This is a genomic window from Paraglaciecola sp. L3A3 (assembly GCF_009796765.1).
In the GTDB taxonomy this organism is placed as follows: Bacteria; Pseudomonadota; Gammaproteobacteria; order Enterobacterales; family Alteromonadaceae; genus Paraglaciecola.
Genome location: NZ_CP047023.1, coordinates 881,870 through 899,448, shown reverse-complemented (window position 1 = coordinate 899,448; position 17,579 = coordinate 881,870). Strand labels below are relative to the sequence as shown.

Annotated in this window: 14 protein-coding genes; 3 read left to right on the top strand and 11 right to left on the bottom strand. The window is 37.9% G+C overall.

The annotated features are described in order from the left end of the window. Positions 1-10: 10 nt before the first annotated feature. The 5 genes from GQR87_RS03795 to GQR87_RS03775 all read right to left on the bottom strand — a co-directional run bounded on the left by GQR87_RS03795 (position 11) and on the right by GQR87_RS03775 (position 5,517). Positions 11-1,138, bottom strand: coding sequence for a MalY/PatB family protein (locus GQR87_RS03795; RefSeq protein ID WP_158966701.1), 1,128 nt, complete (start codon positions 1,136-1,138; stop codon positions 11-13). Positions 1,139-1,190: 52 nt separating this feature from the next. Next, positions 1,191-1,574, bottom strand: coding sequence for a response regulator (locus tag GQR87_RS03790; RefSeq protein WP_158966699.1), 384 nt, complete (start codon positions 1,572-1,574; stop codon positions 1,191-1,193). A 168-nt stretch (positions 1,575-1,742) separates the two neighbouring features. After that, complete coding sequence (locus tag GQR87_RS03785) at positions 1,743-3,308, bottom strand: SulP family inorganic anion transporter (protein WP_158966697.1); 1,566 nt, start codon at positions 3,306-3,308, stop codon at positions 1,743-1,745. 228 nt (positions 3,309-3,536) lie between these two features. Continuing rightward, on the bottom strand, positions 3,537-4,742 hold the full coding sequence (locus tag GQR87_RS03780; protein WP_158966695.1) for a hypothetical protein: 1,206 nt from the start codon (positions 4,740-4,742) through the stop codon (positions 3,537-3,539). Positions 4,743-4,896: 154 nt separating this feature from the next. Next, positions 4,897-5,517, bottom strand: a complete 621-nt coding sequence (locus GQR87_RS03775) for an FKBP-type peptidyl-prolyl cis-trans isomerase (RefSeq protein WP_158966693.1) — start codon at positions 5,515-5,517, stop codon at positions 4,897-4,899. Between the two features lie 569 nt (positions 5,518-6,086). Between GQR87_RS03775 and ppc the strand changes: the two genes are divergently transcribed. Further along, complete coding sequence (gene ppc / locus GQR87_RS03770) at positions 6,087-8,708, top strand: phosphoenolpyruvate carboxylase (RefSeq protein ID WP_158966691.1); 2,622 nt, start codon at positions 6,087-6,089, stop codon at positions 8,706-8,708. Positions 8,709-8,998: 290 nt separating this feature from the next. Further along, positions 8,999-10,852, top strand: coding sequence for a diguanylate cyclase (locus tag GQR87_RS03765; RefSeq protein WP_199271685.1), 1,854 nt, complete (start codon positions 8,999-9,001; stop codon positions 10,850-10,852). 140 nt (positions 10,853-10,992) lie between these two features. Here the strand turns inward: GQR87_RS03765 and GQR87_RS03760 are convergent, their stop codons facing one another. Beyond that, complete coding sequence (locus GQR87_RS03760) at positions 10,993-11,331, bottom strand: YggL family protein (protein ID WP_158966687.1); 339 nt, start codon at positions 11,329-11,331, stop codon at positions 10,993-10,995. A gap of 209 nt (positions 11,332-11,540) precedes the next feature. Here GQR87_RS03760 and GQR87_RS03755 point away from each other — a divergent pair, with 209 nt between their 5' ends. Further along, the gene (locus GQR87_RS03755; RefSeq protein ID WP_158966685.1) at positions 11,541-11,720 is read left to right on the top strand and encodes a DUF2986 domain-containing protein; all 180 of its coding nucleotides are present in this window, start codon (positions 11,541-11,543) and stop codon (positions 11,718-11,720) included. Positions 11,721-12,017: 297 nt separating this feature from the next. On the opposite strand, the gene GQR87_RS03750 is transcribed toward GQR87_RS03755, so the two are convergent. The 5 genes from GQR87_RS03750 to GQR87_RS03730 all read right to left on the bottom strand — a co-directional run bounded on the left by GQR87_RS03750 (position 12,018) and on the right by GQR87_RS03730 (position 17,544). Continuing rightward, entirely contained in the window at positions 12,018-12,785 is a 768-nt protein-coding gene (locus GQR87_RS03750; RefSeq protein WP_158966683.1) for an HNH endonuclease family protein, read from the bottom strand. 150 nt (positions 12,786-12,935) lie between these two features. Then, positions 12,936-13,322: a DUF3465 domain-containing protein gene (locus tag GQR87_RS03745; RefSeq protein ID WP_158966681.1), complete on the bottom strand. Its 387-nt coding sequence runs from the start codon at positions 13,320-13,322 to the stop codon at positions 12,936-12,938. 51 nt (positions 13,323-13,373) lie between these two features. Next, positions 13,374-14,393, bottom strand: coding sequence for a M48 family metallopeptidase (locus GQR87_RS03740; RefSeq protein WP_158966679.1), 1,020 nt, complete (start codon positions 14,391-14,393; stop codon positions 13,374-13,376). A gap of 7 nt (positions 14,394-14,400) precedes the next feature. Beyond that, the gene (locus GQR87_RS03735) at positions 14,401-15,480 is read right to left on the bottom strand and encodes a YjgN family protein (RefSeq protein ID WP_158966677.1); all 1,080 of its coding nucleotides are present in this window, start codon (positions 15,478-15,480) and stop codon (positions 14,401-14,403) included. Positions 15,481-15,912: 432 nt separating this feature from the next. Then, the gene (locus GQR87_RS03730) at positions 15,913-17,544 is read right to left on the bottom strand and encodes a methyl-accepting chemotaxis protein (protein ID WP_158966675.1); all 1,632 of its coding nucleotides are present in this window, start codon (positions 17,542-17,544) and stop codon (positions 15,913-15,915) included. Positions 17,545-17,579: the final 35 nt, after the last annotated feature.

Here is a 17,579-nt window from a genome sequence, read left to right as displayed (position 1 = left end):
TCATATTAATTTAGGCTTTGAGTCGTGCTATCGCTTGTTCCAATTGAGAACGAGGACAACCAAAGTTAATTCGAACGAAATTCTTATCGCCAAAATCAATACCAGGTGATGGGCCAACGCCTTTATCTTCAAAATACTTTTGTGGGTTTTCAACACCTAAACCACTGCAATCGATCCAGGCTAAAAATGTACCTTGTGGCCGTAATAATGTTAAGCCATCGATACTGTTAATTTCTTGTTCAAGATAATCCAAATTAGCTCGAAGGTACTGTAAAAGTTCAGCATGCCATTGATCACATTGAGTAAAAGCGGCCAAAGTGGCTTCTAAACCTAACACTGTCACCCAGGGCATAATCCCCCTAGCAGCATTATTAAATTCAACTCTTGTTTTAGCATCTTCAATAATAGCAAAAGAGGTACCTAAACCAGCAACATTGAAGGTTTTACTGGCAGCCATTAGGGTGATAACTTTGCCGTTAAACTCGGATATTTTTCCTGCCGGAATATGTTTAGCCTTTTCATCTAAAATTAAATCACAATGAATTTCATCAGAGCACAAAAGCACATCATTTTGTTGGCAGATTTCTGTTATACGTTGTAATTCATGCTCTGAAAACACCGAGCCAACAGGGTTCATAGGATTACAGACAATAAATAACTTACAGGCGGGATCTGCTGCTTGTTTTTCTAATTCAGCTAAGTCTATAGTCCAACGACCATCTATTGCCACTGTGCCAATGTCAACTCGCTCTAAGCCATTAATTTTTGGTGCAGCTAATAAAGGTGGGTAATTAGGGGTTTGTACCATTACCTTATCACCAGGCTGGCAATACGCTTTACACACAATATTAAATGCTGGCACCACACCTGGGGTCCAAACAATCCAATCCGGCGAAATCTGCCAATCATATTGACGAGACAACCAGTCGACTACAGCTTGGTTCACAGCGGTATGATGAGCTGGCACTGTATAGCCAAGTAAGCCATGTTCGGTTCGCGCATGTAACGCATCTAATATAGGTTGGGCACATTTAAATTCAGTATCCGCTATCCACATAGGTAATACATCAGTGCCATTGTATTTTTCCCATTTAAAAGCGTAGGTAGGTTTTCTATCGATAATTTGATCAAAAAGCATGAATAAAATCACTTACTTTAAAGGTTAAATATTATTAATTAGGGCGATTTATTTAATCGGCATCCCGGATCAGTTTTTCTACTTTAGTTAATAGGTTATTCGTATGAAATGGTTTGACAATAAAATCACTGGCCCCCAAACGCATAGAATCCATCACTAACTGTTTAGTTGCATTGGCTGTGATCATTAAAAATGGGCAATTTGGCTTAGACTCACGCAAAGCTGCGAGAATTTCTAAACCGCCAACATCCGGCATTAACCAATCACATATAACGAGAGAAATAGATTGTATTTTTTCGCTTTGCACAAAAGCCAAGGCTTGGATGCTATCAGAAAAACTAATAATCTCACTCGAGGTAATATCTTCTAATACTATTTGCAATAACTCGAGTGTGACTTTGTCATCATCAATTACCACAATGTTACAATCGTACATAACTCGTCCTCACTGTTAGCCTCACGCAGAATAAAAAGTAATATCCTTGTCAGACCAACTAGACAAAACAAAGCTTAAAGGATGTTAAATTAAACAGAAATGAATCCGTCTAGCATAAGTTATCTTCAGCTTTGTTGCCATTGACTATTCCATATTTTGTGTAAACCATTAACCCAATTTATCTGAGGCAATATGATATCTAGGATCTTCATTTAAATTCATTTCTACATATTCTTGAGCTTTGGTCATTAGCTGACGGCATTCAGGGCTAATATGCCTAATATGCAGTTTTTTACCTTGTTTTTTATATTTATCAGCTAGGCCATCAATTGCATCTATGCCTGAAGAATCCCAAATACGTGAATGATTAAAATCAATCACCACATCTTGCGGATCATTCTGTGGATCAAACAAATTTTTGAAATGTAATACTGAGCCAAAAAACAATGGTCCTTGTAACTCGTAAACTTTCCAACCATCATCATCTGTATGTGTTTTGGCATTGATATGTGCTGCATGTTTCCACGCAAAAACTAAAGCCGAAACAATCACACCGACCACTACAGCAATGGCTAAATCGGATATAACAGTAACAAATGTCACTAAGAAAAGTACAAATGCATCTTCTTTATTTACCCCTCGAATGATCCTAAATGAAGCCCATTCAAAGGTGCCAATCACCACAATAAACATGACTCCCACTAAGGCTGCCAAAGGGATCATTTCAATAAGTGGCGCAGCAAATAAGATAAAACCAAGTAATACTAATGCCGCAGTAATACCAGATAATCGACCTCGCCCACCTGAATTAATATTAATCATGCTCTGACCAATCATGGCACATCCACCCATACCACCAAAAAATCCGTTAACTGTATTAGCGACACCTTGACCTAAACACTCTCTGTTACCTTGGCCACGGGTATCGGTCATTTCATCAATTAATGACAAAGTTAACAGTGACTCAATCAAGCCGACTAAAGCTAAAATAATTGATGTGGGTAATATGACATATAAGGTATTAAGGCTGATTGGGATCACTGGTATTTTAAAGGTAGGTAGCTCACCGGCTAAGGTCGCCTCAGCTTTTTGATCAGCTGGTAACATGTCTCGTACAAAATCAATAACAGTTCTAGCTTCTAAATCTAAACCATGAACTAAAGCAGTGACACCCACAATCGCCACTAAAGAGGCTGGTACCGCTGTGGTTAATTTAGGTAGCAGAAAAATAATAGCCATAGTTAATGCCACCAGACCTAACATTAAATAAAGCATTTCCCCTTGCATCCAAACCCAATTATCTAAGCCATCTGCCACTTTAAACTGACCTAGTTGGGCGAGAAATATTACGATAGCTAAACCATTCACAAAACCTAACATTACAGGATAAGGCACTAAACGGATAAACTTACCCAGCTTGAATAGCCCAAACATGATTTGTAACAATCCTGCTAAAATGACCGCCGCAAACAAATACTGAATACCATGCTGAGCAACTAACGCCACCATGACCACAGCCATAGCACCAGTAGCGCCAGAAATCATCCCAGGACGACCACCAATAGCCGAGGTGATTAAGCCCATCATAAAGGCAGCATATAATCCCACCATAGGTTCAACACCCGCAACAAAAGCAAAAGCAACGGCCTCGGGAACTAGCGCCAAGGCAACTGTGATCCCAGACAATATATCGTTTTTGACATTGCTGTCTTTATTGGTGATCAAATCAAACATTTGAATTCCTCGTGAAAGGTCGACGATTAAAAAATTGGCGCGGATTCTAGCAGTATTCGAGAGAAATTGCTTTTAACAGATTGTAAAAAAAAGAATTGTAGGCACCGACAGTGAATATGAAACAAGCCAAAGATTAAAGGCAGTTGCGAGGGACGAGATTAAAGCTGCGAGTCAAAAGCAAAAGATTGAAAGAATTTTCCCCCAGATATCACCAAGGAGTGACTAGAATTAGTTTAATTTCGGTATATTTCCGAGAAGTGCTTGTTTTAATAAATCATTTAATTCTTCAAACTGAAAGTTAGCTTCTGCTTTTTTGGCTATCGTCTTCGCTTCTTCAACACGCCCATTTTTAGTTAATGATGCCACCAACCTAGCTATATCTAAGGTGATAAATTCTTGAATAGTATTTAATGCCCATTCTCTATCTTCTTCTGTAGGAAAGTCTCTAAATAGAATAGAAAGACGTTGATTTTCGTAGGACATTAGTAAACCGAAGTATTCCTCTTCTGAGTTTAGATGCTTCCCATAGAGTGCAAACTCTCCCAAATCAATAAGCACATCTTTAAAAATAGGAAAATAGCGATTAAATTTTTTAACATCATTTAAATCTAGCCACTTAATTAATTCAAAAGCTTTATCTTTTCTATTCAAAGCCCTAGTCGCCCCAAAAAAATTCAAAGCTAAGTGAGGTGACTCTTCGTTACCCTCTACTATTTTGATCTTGGTATAATTAGAAATATACCTCAATAATGTTTTTGCTGGTGGGTATTGCTTACTTAAGTATTTCCAATGAGTAAAACCGAATGGCTTATTTCCAAAACCAATCCTCATACTCTTGTCAAATTGCGCTTGATAAAGCCACACTGTTTTAGCTAATGCTAATGCATAGTTTTGGCTATACATATCGTTTGCTGCACTTTGAATAATCTCTTTGTGTCCGAATGTATCATCGGGCACAAACTTTGGCAGTCCATTTAAAATTTCCAGCGCTCTATTCGATTGCTCTTTCCAAGAACCAGTTTCATTAATTACGACACACGGATAACTCTTAAAAGCTTTGTTATTTTTTTCACACTTAGACACAGCATTCTGGTTAGCACTGTTTTGGGAGACTTGATTAATTGAATATCCCCATGCTCCATTCTCTGATTGAGCAAAGCTTTTAAAGCCAACCTCCTCTTTGAATGTATTGAAATACTCTTCATATGCAGAAGAAGATATCAAAGCACTTTCTTCCTGTGGAACATACTTAAATATTTCACGGACTTTCGATTCAGGGCTATCATAAACTTTGACATTCGTAACATTTATACCATCAGGAATGTTAGAGTCAGTAGCTGACATATCATTGATAACATTAGAAGATGTGGCATCTAATTTAGAATTGGATATACAGCCGCTCAATAAAATTACCATAAAAATCAAATGCTTCATGAAAAATCCTTTTAATAATCTTGGGGTTACAAAAGTGAAACGTTACCATTATTTTCGACCATGCATACATGCATAAGATTGAGAATCCGTAATAAGAAAAAGGCTGGAAAACCCAGCCTTTAATCGTAAATATCGATGTTAGCATTAAAGCTGTTTAAGCAACGATATCTAATAATTCCACATCAAATACTAAAGTAGCATGTGGGCCAATTGCGCCACCTGCACCTTGCTCACCATAGGCTAAAGCAGATGGCACGTGTAATTTAAGCTTAGTACCTACTTTCATAAATTGTAGGGCTTCTGTCCAACCTTTGATCACGCCATTTACTGGGAATTCTGCAGGTTGACCACGGTCATAAGAACTATCAAAAACGCTACCGTCTAACAACATGCCGTGATAGTGAGTACGTACAGTTGAAGTAAGTGTAGGTACTTCGCCGTCACCTTGAGTTATCACTTCATATTGCAGGCCACTATCAGTAACAGTCACTTCGTCACGTTTGGCATTTTCTGCCAAATAGGCTTCACCTTCAGCAATAACTGGAGCAAATTCCTCAGCTTTAGCGGCTTGCATACGTTGGTGAATCTGATTAAAAGCCTCACGTAATGTATCGTTATCAACTTCAGCTTCTTGCTTATTAAAGGCAACGGCAAGACCAGCTTGTACAGCGGCAATATCTAACCCGTCGAATGGATTTGATGCTAATTGCTCACCCATTTGTAAACCGATCCCATAACTAGCTTGCGTTTCAATAGTAGAATATTTATCTGACACTTTGGCTCCAAAAATAATTTCGAGTTACCTCTATTAAGTAACCCCTAAAAAAAGTGGCGGTAAGTATATCACAGTGCTAAAGCAGCTTTCACCACTAAACTTATCTAAAACCTAAGAAGCACTTTATATTGGGTATATCCTGCCGTACAAACGCTAAGCCCTGCGGTTTACTTGCTCAAAATATATACAAACGGTGAACTTTTACGAGCTTATCATTAAAAAATAAGTCAACCTTTGTATATTCGCTTAGACAAACCCTCTGTATCTAAGTATCTTATGCCTATTCATAGTGATAAGTACTTACGCTGAATGTATCAAGCGGCTTTTGCACAAAGTAGCGTGATACACAAATAGTTGTTTCCTTTCTTTTAGCAAGAGCGTAAAGCAAAATAACGTCGGAGGATCTCCTCTAGATGGTTGTTTAACTGCATATAATGCGTAGTTTGCATTCGAAAAGAGCAGCATTGTGTATTCATTCTAAGGTTTTGAATAGCTTTAAACTATTGCTAAGTGATCGCTTATCACTATGAATTAATACTGTATTTTACTTTTTAACATTGGAGCCTAATATGTCACAAAATCTTGACTCTCAACTGACTGGAACTGTTCGCAATTTGGGCGTGGTGTTAGGTGAAACAATTAAAGCCCAGTTGGGCGAAGAATGGCTAGAAAGGATTGAAGCGGTAAGAAAGGATGGAAGAGAAGCTTATAAAGGTGATCAAGATTCAGCTACGCGAGTTAAACAACTGTTTACTGAATTACCGAGTGAAGATTTACTTACGGTAGGCAGAGCTTTCGCGCAATTTCTAAATTTAGCGAATATCGCCGAACAAGAATTTAATAGTAACAACGAGCAAGATGATTCTATTGACAATTTATTTAGTCATCTAGATCAAGCCAATGTTGAAGCTGCCACCTTTGAAGAAGCTGTGCAAAAACTGAATATTAATTTAGTACTAACTGCGCACCCTACAGAAGTGACTAGGCGTACATTAATTCATAAACATAGTGAATTAGCGAAATGCCTAAGCGAAATCAATGGCTCTGAACTAAAAGCATCGCAACGTGGTAAAATTGAAACCCGCATTGCCGATATTATCAGCCAAGCATGGCACACCGAAGAAATTCGTACTATTAGACCTACACCAGTAGATGAAGCCCGTTGGGGATTTTCGGTCATTGAAAACTCACTTTGGGAAGCCGTTCCTGATTTTATTCGTGAGTTAGACAGTCGTTTTAACAATAAATATGGCCTATCACTACCCCTTGACGCCTCTCCCGTAAATTTAGGTTCGTGGATGGGTGGGGACCGAGACGGCAACCCATTTGTTACCTCGAAAGTTACTGAAGAAGTATTATTATTAGCCCGTAAACGTGCAGCCAAATTATTTGCTCAAGATATCGACTTTTTACAAGCTGAGCTATCTATGGGTGACTGCGATGACAATTTACGCTCATTAGTCGGCGATGCACTTGAACCTTATCGCGCCTTGTTAAGACCTTTATTGGTCAAGTTAAATAAGACTCAAGAAGGTATCTTTGACAAACTAGCTGGCCAAGTCGTGTCAGAAGACAATTGGCTAAACGATAAAGAGCAATTGTTAGAGCCATTAATGACCTGTTATGCGTCATTACAAGCATGTGGTATGTCTGTTACCGCCAACGGGCATTTGCTTGACACTATTCGCCGAGTACATTGTTTTGGTGTGCATTTATTAAAACTAGACGTACGTCAAGACTCAGAAAGACATGCAGATGTATTTTCTGAACTAACTCGTTATTTAGGTATAGGCGATTATGGGCAGTGGAGTGAAGACGATAAACAAGCATTTTTACTTAAAGAGCTAAGCTCTAAGCGCCCTCTATTCCCACCAACATGGCAACCTAGTGAAGATGTTCAAGAAGTATTAGATACTTGTAAAGTCATTGCTAAAAACAGTGAGCACGGTTTTGGTATATATATTATATCAATGGCTAGTTTGCCATCAGACGTGCTCAGCGTGATCTTATTGTTAAAAGAATCAGGCGTAGATTGGCCAATGCCAGTCGCTCCTCTATTCGAAACCTTAGAAGATCTCAACCAAGCATCAAATGTGATGAGTAAGCTACTGTCTATTGATTGGTACCGTGGTTATATTCAAGGTAAACAATATGTGATGATTGGTTATTCAGATTCAGCCAAAGATGCTGGTGCTATGGCTGCAGGTTGGGCTCAATATGAGTCACAAGAAGCCTTAGTGACTATTGCCGAAGCAAATGACATTGAACTGACTTTATTCCACGGCAGAGGCGGCACTATTGGTCGAGGTGGATTACCCGCTCATGATGCTATTTTGTCTCAACCTCCTGGCTCCCTAGACGGTGGATTCAGAGTCACAGAGCAAGGCGAAACCATTCGTCACAAGTTTGGAATGCCGGTATTGGCTCAGCGTAGTTTAAGCCTGTATGCCACTGCGATACTTGAAGCATTAATTCTGCCTCCACCAAAGCCTAAACAAGAGTGGCGCGAAGCCATTATTCAAATGGCTGCAGATGGTCGAGATAACTATCGTAAAATTGTTCGTCATGATGAAAACTTTGTACCTTACTTTAGAGTCGCAACACCAGAACAAGAACTAGGAAAACTGCCGTTAGGTAGTCGACCTGCAAAACGTAAACCTTCTGGTGGTATTGAAAGTTTACGCGCCATACCTTGGATTTTTGCTTGGGCACAAACCCGTATGGTATTGCCATCTTGGTTAGGTGTAATGAAAGCGGTGCAAAGTTCGTTAGATGACAACAAACAAGGTGTTATTGAAGACATGCTCGATAATTGGCCGTTTTTCTACTCACGTTTGTCTATGTTAGACATGGTGTTTAGTAAAGCCGATCCAAGAATAAGCCAAGAATACGATCAACGTCTAGTGCCAGAAAATTTAAAACATTTTGGTGATGCATTACGTACAGAGCTACAAAATAGTATTGACTTGTTACTGGTATTACTAAAACAAGACACTGTGATGCAGAGTGATCCTAAAGGCGAGGTATCGATGAATATTCGCGCCAGTTACTTAGAACCGCTACATTACTTACAAATTGAACTATTAAGCCGTATTCGCGAGTTAGGAGAAGAAGAACACGATCCCACTTTAGAACGCGCGATGATGGTCACAATTGCTGGTATAGCAGTAGGTATGCGCAACACAGGGTAAGTCAGTGTAGACTCGACCCAATGTAATAGTTAAATTTAATAGCCAAGCAAAATGCTTGGCTTTTTTTACAACAAATTTTATCCCCGCAAAATATCATGTAATAAATCCTAAAAATTAAAGTTAGGTATTTAATTAAATACATGCATACAATATTTCTCTACCATTCGAAACAATCCGGCCTTAAACTTTGTTAATATGCGCAATAAATTAATAAAATTTATCTCCCATTTAAGGACAATATGGTGCTGCTAAAAGTTATGGAAAATGTTATCGCCCTGAAAAAGCACCACATGGAAACTTGGTCTAAATCCCTATCTATCGCATTGCTATTTATGGCTATGTTGATATTTTTACCGCTTATTTACCACTTTGGGGTAGCTTTACAACCTGCTAAAAAAGAAGCTGTTGATGGCCAATTAACTGTGATTCCTACAGATTTTTCGTCAACAAAAACCTTAGCTCTTGGTGGTGATTGGTCATTTTTTTGGCAACAACTCTTAGAGCCTGAACAAATTAAAAAAGCTATGCCTGAGTCTGCCAATGTAAAAGGATATGGCGGCTGGCAAGCGAATATATCTAACCAAGATTATGACGCTATCGGATTTGCTACCTATCATTTAGATGTGACTTTACAACAAAGTTCAAATAATTTGGCCCTACATATCCCTCCTATTGAGAGTGCTTACAACTTGTATATCAATTCTGAATTTATGCTCTCTGGTGGCAGAGTATCAAAGTTAGAATCTGCGGGCACACCAGGATACAACAATGCCATAGTGCGGATACCGGACGGCAGTAAAACATTTACGATCACCATTCAAGTATCAAATTATCACTCTAGTTGGGGAGGTTTATGGGAGCCGATAGTACTAGGAGATGCTGATTCGTTGCATACCTTGCAACGAGATAAAGTTGCATTAAGTATGTTTATTTTAGGTGCGCTGTTAATCACCATAATTCACGCTTTAATCCAGTTTTTTTTACGACCAACAGATAATATCCCATTAGTTTTTGCATGCTTATGTTTACTGTTTTTCTTTCGAGAGTTTACAATTGAACATATGAGTTTTGCCCTATCGTCCTTCGCAGGAGGGTTTGTGTTAATAACAAAATTAAACTTTTTAAGTTATTACGCAGGTATTCCTGTTGGTTTATACTTTTTCCATTCATGTTACCCACGTGTGTTCCGCCGCAAAGTGTGTACTTTGTTCTATACAATCTCAGTAATTTTTTCTGCTTTTATATTATTTTCTCCCACCCGTTATTTTGGAGCATCAGTCGACATATTCCAGATCATTGCTTTAATAGTGATGATGTATATTTTGCAGAGAATGTGGATAGCAATGCGGAAAAAACAAAATGGTGCAGCCGTCATGTTGATTGGCTCACTGATTGCATTTGCATTCGCCTTAAACGATATCCTTTATATGAATAACATTATTTCCACTGGCAGGTTTTTTAGCTTGGGGATTATTTGTTTTATCACTTGCCAAAGTTTTGTCACCAATAGCCGGTTTGATAATTTAATTAACAAAAATTCCTCACTAAGCCGCAGATTGAAAGAACGTAATTCCGATTTAGTGATTATGAGCCAGTTACTTGAGACAAAAGTAGAGCAGCGGACACGTGAATTAAAATTAGCTAATAACGAACTTAAAGCCTTAGCTAATAACGATCCTTTAACCAATGTTTTCAACCGCCATGGTTTACAACAATATATTCAAGCTGCCTTTGAACGTTTTCGTCGTAGCCAAGAAGTATTTAGCATTTTATTACTTGATTACGATCTTTTTAAAGAAATTAACGACACTTATGGCCACGATGTAGGCGATATTGTGCTACTCACAGGAACTGATTTAATAAAAAGTGGCATACGTGAACAGGATAAATTAGCTCGCTGGGGGGGGGAAGAATTCCTAATTTTACTACCCAATACTGATTTACAAGGTGCACTAGCCATTGGTCATAAACTAAAAGAAGCTATTAGCGCCAAACCAATAGGACAACCGATTGGAATTGAAGTGTCAGTCACTGGAGGAGTGGCTCAAGTACAGACTCATGACACCTTTGAAACCCTATTCAAACGAGCAGACGATGCATTATACAAAGGCAAACAAGAAGGCAGAAACCAAATTTGTGATTAAATATTAAAAAGAATTTTTTAATAGGCTAAAAAACATCAATGCCAGTTAACTTAGCTAACTGGCATCAGGTTTGAATCATTTTTTTGTGTGCTATAGAAGACTAATTTATTAATGACTCCATCGCCATTAACAAGCCAGTTTTACATTCCGTAAAATGCATCAACCAAAGCACCCACTTTGATTTCACTTACCAAAGGGTTCGCTGTTAATAAGGCTTCAAGCGCAGCTCGGTCTTCTTCTGTAGCATTGCCGTAGCGCTCTGCTGAAGTTACAGAGCCTTCAAAACATTCACTATTATCATCAAGAGTAATATATAAATTATGGCTTTCGACTAACTCAGCAAAGCTACTAAAAAACTGTTCATATTCAGCTTCTGAAGCAGAGGCCAATTTACAGCTAAATTCAAAACCTAAAATAGCAAACTCTTCCAAATATAATTTTTTTCGTAATCTTCTGTTTTTAATCGTATTTTCTGACATTTTGTTACCTATAAAAGCTAAAATTAAACAAATTTTTCATCCGTCCCAATATATCGAGCACATGAAATTGGCCGCATATTAACAGCTTTTATCAATTTGTACTGAAGTAAAAATAACAGCAGGGCTGCGGTGAGTTATAATAGTTAAAATCACGAGGTCGCTTAAAGGGCCTCAATCTTTATTTATCATCTAAGAAGTCTATTTCAAACATGAACAGAAAAAAGAAATTAACCCAGATACACAAGAAACGACTGAAAGCAGCTAAAGCCAAAGGCAACCCTAAAAAAAAGGATCCCTATATATCTAAAGCTGAGCGAGCCAAATTAGCTGCAGAAGCTGAGTCTACAGAAACAAGTGAAACAGAGCTTACTCCACCAACCACAGATTAACGTTTATTCCGCTAATAAGTATCCTGAACTCGGGATAAGCAGAGCCTCTCAATAACGCTCTTTTTGCGCCTAGTGGCGTTGGTTCTTCTAATAATAGCTGGCTATTGTGTACAAAAATCCGCCTTGCTATCCACGAAAAATGTCGTCATCGAGTAAGCGTTGATGGAAATTAATACCCTTTGAATTTTAAGTATAAATTAACACGACACAATTTAACCTGAATTAAGGTTAATACCAATCCGCTTTGATAAGTGTACACTCAGCGAGAATTTATCAATGCGGATTGGTATAAATTGTTTAGCTACAAGCTTTTACCAGACGATTCACTACTCTTTGTTCTGAGGCGATATAAGTCAAATTATACTTGTTCATCACTTTATTAAAATGGGCAATATACTCACATCTATATTGGTGATTAGGCGGTAACCAATCGTTAATACCTTTGGCTCCCTTTTGACGATTCAACGAGGCCTGAGCCAGAATCAAGTTATCCAAGTCATTGGCAAAAATGGCCTTTTGTTCTCTACTCCAATTACTGCCACCGTGACCATGGGCAAACTTTAACGGCACTATGTGATCCAAGTCTAAATCTTTAGATATGGTAAAAATTTCATTGGAGTAAGGGTCATACCATTCTCCGGCAAGTACGTTACATTGTTTATCTGACTTAAAATACACCGGCTTAGTGGATGTTTGCAGCAATAATTCATGGCGAGTATTCTGGCAATCTTTATCTGAGTCTAACCAATGGGGCCAATCCCCTCTATCGTATAACGTGACAAAGGCTCTACCTTGTTCAATGGCCTCTTTAGTCGCTTTATCTATTGATTTAGTTTTAGCCTTGGGTAAACGCCCACCCTGTGCAATACAAGTTGCAATAGAATCATATGCTTCAAACTTTTTTGTTCTTTTGAACGAAGTACTCGTTTGATCGTGACAAATACCAGAAGCAGAGAGTTTAACCTCAGGTTCATCGGCAGCAGTAGCCGCAAGACTAATATTGCATAATGTGAGGACCAGAGACAAGACAAGGGGGATTACTCTAAATAATGTGACAGCTTTCATTAACAACTTAGATTAAATAATACGCCACCTTATTTTGCCACGAGTAGCATAAAAGAAAAGCAAATAATGAGGATTGGTGAATTAACTACACATTAGTAACCCCATGAAAATAGTGACTTTATTTAAGGAGGGTATTAAACCGACCAGACTCTAGTCATAAACTCTGCCTTTATGCTTTAACCAACCATGGAGATGGTTACCATTGGGATCTTTATGAGTCCAATGCACCACTCCACCTTTATCATTCCATTCATATTCACCGAAAAATTGCACCGTATCGCCATTGGTAATGGAATTAATTCTTGGCGCTAGATCAATGTTATGGGCTATTAAGATAGTGTGGTTAGAGGCAATTTTAAGAATAAATTTTTGGTGACGAAAGCCTTGATTATCATCTTCTAATATACGTACAACTATACCGCTGCCTTTGACTTGTACATCACTTTGCTGATTTTTATAAGCTTGGCTAATAGATGCAGCTAGGGCAAAATTGACCCAGCCAAGACCGACTAATAATAAAACTAATAACTGCTTCATATTTTCAATCTTCTTAAATATGCTGAACTCGGGATAACCCTTTCAATAACGCTATTTTCTGGCTCTGGCATTATCAATCCGCTCTTTCATCAAGGGATGCGATTGCATTAAGGCATCTAACTTAGATTCTTCTGGTAAAGTGGCCGCTAACTTTTCCATGGCTTTTGCAAAACTTTCAGGATCTAAACCTAAGGTTTCTATTTGCTCAAGGGCAAAATTATCGGCTTCCCATTCTAGTTTTTGCGAAAACTGGTTTTGTACTAGGGTATTTGATAAGCCTGCAAATACTTCAATCATGCCGCCAAGATCACCAAAAAAATAATCTATCGCTAATGAGGTGGCTAAGGTTTCAGCAATCAGGCGCATAGAATGTCTATTTTCTACATGGCCAATCTCATGTAACAAAATAGCCTGCAATAACTCTTCATTGTTATCTATTAGAGATAACAATTCATCGGTCACCACAACTGTACCATCAGGTAAGGCAAAGGCATTGGCGCCCATTTTATCTGACTCACGAAAATTCAAATTATATTGGACGTCATTCAGAGTTAATTGACTTAAAGTCTGCTGCCAATTATCCCTATATGTTTGTTGTAACTTTGCATCCACTTTACTTTTATTCAGTAGGGTTTTATCCAGCGAATATAAGGTATGTTCAGAGGCAATTCGAATCGCACCCTCTGGCACATATTCAGAAAAATGTACGGCAAAACCTGGGATCATATGTTTAAAAAACACATATAAAAAAGCAGGTACTAAAATCAAACTCAATAACACCATTGAGCGATTTTTTTCTATCTTAGCAATACGATTAGACTTTTTATCAGCGCCTAACCATGAATCAGTTTCCGCGGTCGATTCAACCGACAGCAACCCCAACCCTGACAACACAATTTCACGGGGAATTGAACCTAATTTATCTTTGATTTTCAGCTCATCACGGCGCAGTTGAATGTGAATGTTATTATCTGTCACAGTTAGTGACATAGCGCCTGATTGGCTGAATGTCACTTCAGCCAATAGGCATTGGGATCCTCCCTCAGGATAGAACTGTCCTTGTACTTGCATGTTTGTATTAACCCAAAGCAATGTCGACGTCAAAAACACCGGCCACTTCTTCAGCAACCGCACTAGCCGATCCAGAAGCGTCCACTAACACTTTATCAGCACCTTCTAAAATATTGACTTGCGTCGCTTGGGCATAAAGTTTTGCACTGCGTACATGAGCCCAAGGCATGGCAAAACCTAATGTACAGATCAAGGCAATAAAATTAGTTAAATGCAACCAAACTAATTTGCTGACTGTTAATTCAGATTTAAAACTAGCCACTTCTTCAATACGTGAATGATTAAAAATATGATTACGAATACGTGCAGTATAAAAACTAGAGGCTAACAAAATAACTAATACATAAACCACCATAAGAATGATCAAAGATGATGACATTTGCTTCATTGCCTCAGGATCTTTCAATGCAGCTAACGAGCCACCAAGGGCAAATAAAGCGATAGCAAAAAGCGCAACACCAATAAAAAAAGCACCGAAAGAAGCAATATAATATTCACCCGTTTTTAAATCTGTTTGTACTTTTTTATCACCAAAAGTGACATTGGAATAAATGAATTCATCCATTTTTTTCAATACCCAAGGCAAAGCCAAATAAAGAGTAAACATAGAAGCAATTGGCAGTAATATAAACATAATAAATGCCTCACCAAAGCCCCCCTTAAAATTAAATCTGACATTACGATAAGCTGTCATTCTCATTTTAAAGCGAATACTCAAACATATTAAAAAAGGGGTAGCGGCTAGCAATAACAACATAATCACCAAAGCGGCGATTGGACTAAAAGCCGAGGCTAGAAAATACGCGCCAAAAAGTACCACCCCAATAATTCGACCTTTTAATATTTGGATGGGATCTGCTAAATAAGAAAATCTATGGCCATCGATTTCTGTATTCGAATAGAAATAACGGTTAGTTCTCACTTTAGCCCAAGCTGAATAGATGCCTAAAGTAATGATTGAAAGTAATAAATTCACAATCCAGATAGCAAAAAACTCACCTGCTTTGCCATGAAATTTCACATCTGAAGTATGTTTGATCGAGTGGTTGTCAATTGACGGGGTAACGCTAGTTTCGGTATTTTCCATAAATTCCTCTTTATACTAATAATATTCCGTAACAACACCATCAAAACCAAACTTTAATGGCGCGGGCAATAGATTACGCGATTGGTATAAAAGAAGAAAGTGAAATGTTAACTGCTTGTTTACAAAAAGATCAAAGCAAAATAGATGGGCTGTAACAGCGTGAAACAGACTAAAACAGTAGATAGGAGGTAAAAGCTAGTGAATAGACAAATATTAAGTAAAAAATAGTCACAAGGACACTGAAATTGACAATACGGTTGCGCCGAAAGCCTATTAACAACTGAGCACATAGGTAAAACAGTTTAGAGCGTTAGAGCACAAAAACCTTAAGTGAAGGTGTAATTCTTACGGTTTTTCTGCAAGAAAGTATGTTACAAGCTCCGACGCAGCGGAGCTTACTTCATTTTAACTCCCCCACCAGCCCCTTATAATTTAACACTTAAAACGAGAAACCATATCATTAAGCTCTACAGCAAACTTAGCTAAATTCTCGCTTGATTGAGCAGTCTCTCCAGCACTTGCGGTTATCTGCTCGGTCATGGTGTTTATTCGCACAATAATTTCTTGCACTTGTTGGGTTGTGACGCTTTGTTCTTCAGTCGACGCACTAACGATTGTACTTAGATCGGTCACTTCAATAATTTTGCTTTGCATCTGCCGTACTAGGCTCCCAGCTTCTTCTGCTAAGGAAACACTGGTATTGGCTTTTTCTTGACATTGCATCATATTATTTACTGCTTCTCCAACACCTAGCTGTAGAATATCGATCACTGATGTTATGTTAGCTGTTGATTCTTGAGTTCTACTAGCTAAAGTTCTTACTTCATCGGCAACTACAGCAAAACCTCTACCTTGTTCGCCAGCTCTTGCTGCTTCTATTGCGGCATTTAACGCGAGTAAATTTGTTTGCTCGGCAATGGCTTGTATGGTCGTAACAATCTCACCAATGTTATTACTAGAGTTTTTTAATTCTGATATTTGCTTAACAGATTGTTCAACACTGACATTCAGTTGATTAATAGACTTAATGTTTTTATCAAGTACCAAGGCGCATTGGTTAGTATTTTCTGTTGCTACATTTGTTGAATCAAGGGTTGCGTTGGTATTTTCAGCAACCTCCTTAATTGCTTTAACCATCTCATTAGAAGCTGTATCTGCTCTAATAACATCATTATGTTGCTCATACATTCCTTGATTAATTTGTTCTGTTACCGCTGATAATTTTTCTGCTTGTGATGCTAAATTGGATGACGAATTAGATATTTTGAGCAACATATCTCTAAAGTTTGCCAGCATTTCATTAAACACATAACTAATTTCAGCTAGTTCATCTTTGCCTTGAGTATTTAGTGTTAATGTCAGATTATTAGTTTCATTTACCTCAACCATCAAATCGCGCATCTGATGTAATGGCTGATAAATATTTTTACTCACCTTGTAAGATAACCAACTGATTAGTATAAGAAAACCGAATACTGAAATTAAAATATTTATGGTGGTATTCCAAAAAATAGTATCCACATCATCTAAATATATACCTGTTCCTATTACCCATTCCCATGGTTCAAATAATTTTACGTAAGAAATTTTATCTATGGGTTTATCGCTTCCAACTTTATTCCACTGATAGGATGTAAATCCTTCTCCTTTAGACTTTGCCACATTGACCATATCAACAAATAGCAAAGCACCGTTTGGGTCATTAATCTTTTTGACACTCTGTCCAATGAGGCTTTGTGTCGGGTGAGATAACATAATGTGATCAAGTGTGTTGACCCAAAAATACTCGTCTGTGTCGTAATGCATGGCACTTAAGGACTCTAAAGCATATTTTTTAGCTTCTTGTTCTGTGAGTTTCCCTTGCTTGAATTGTTGGTGAAAATATTTAACTAAATCGGTTGCGACTTCTGTTAAATGTGTGGTTTTTTGATACCTATCTTCTAACAAATTAGTCTTTAATGTATGCATAGTGAGAAACATCACTGCAATTAGGCTGATTAGCGATATTAAGATGATGATTAATAATTTGGATTTAACTTTTAACTTGCTCAATAATGTTTCCATTAATTTTATCCTGTCAATTTTAGTTTTATGGAAAG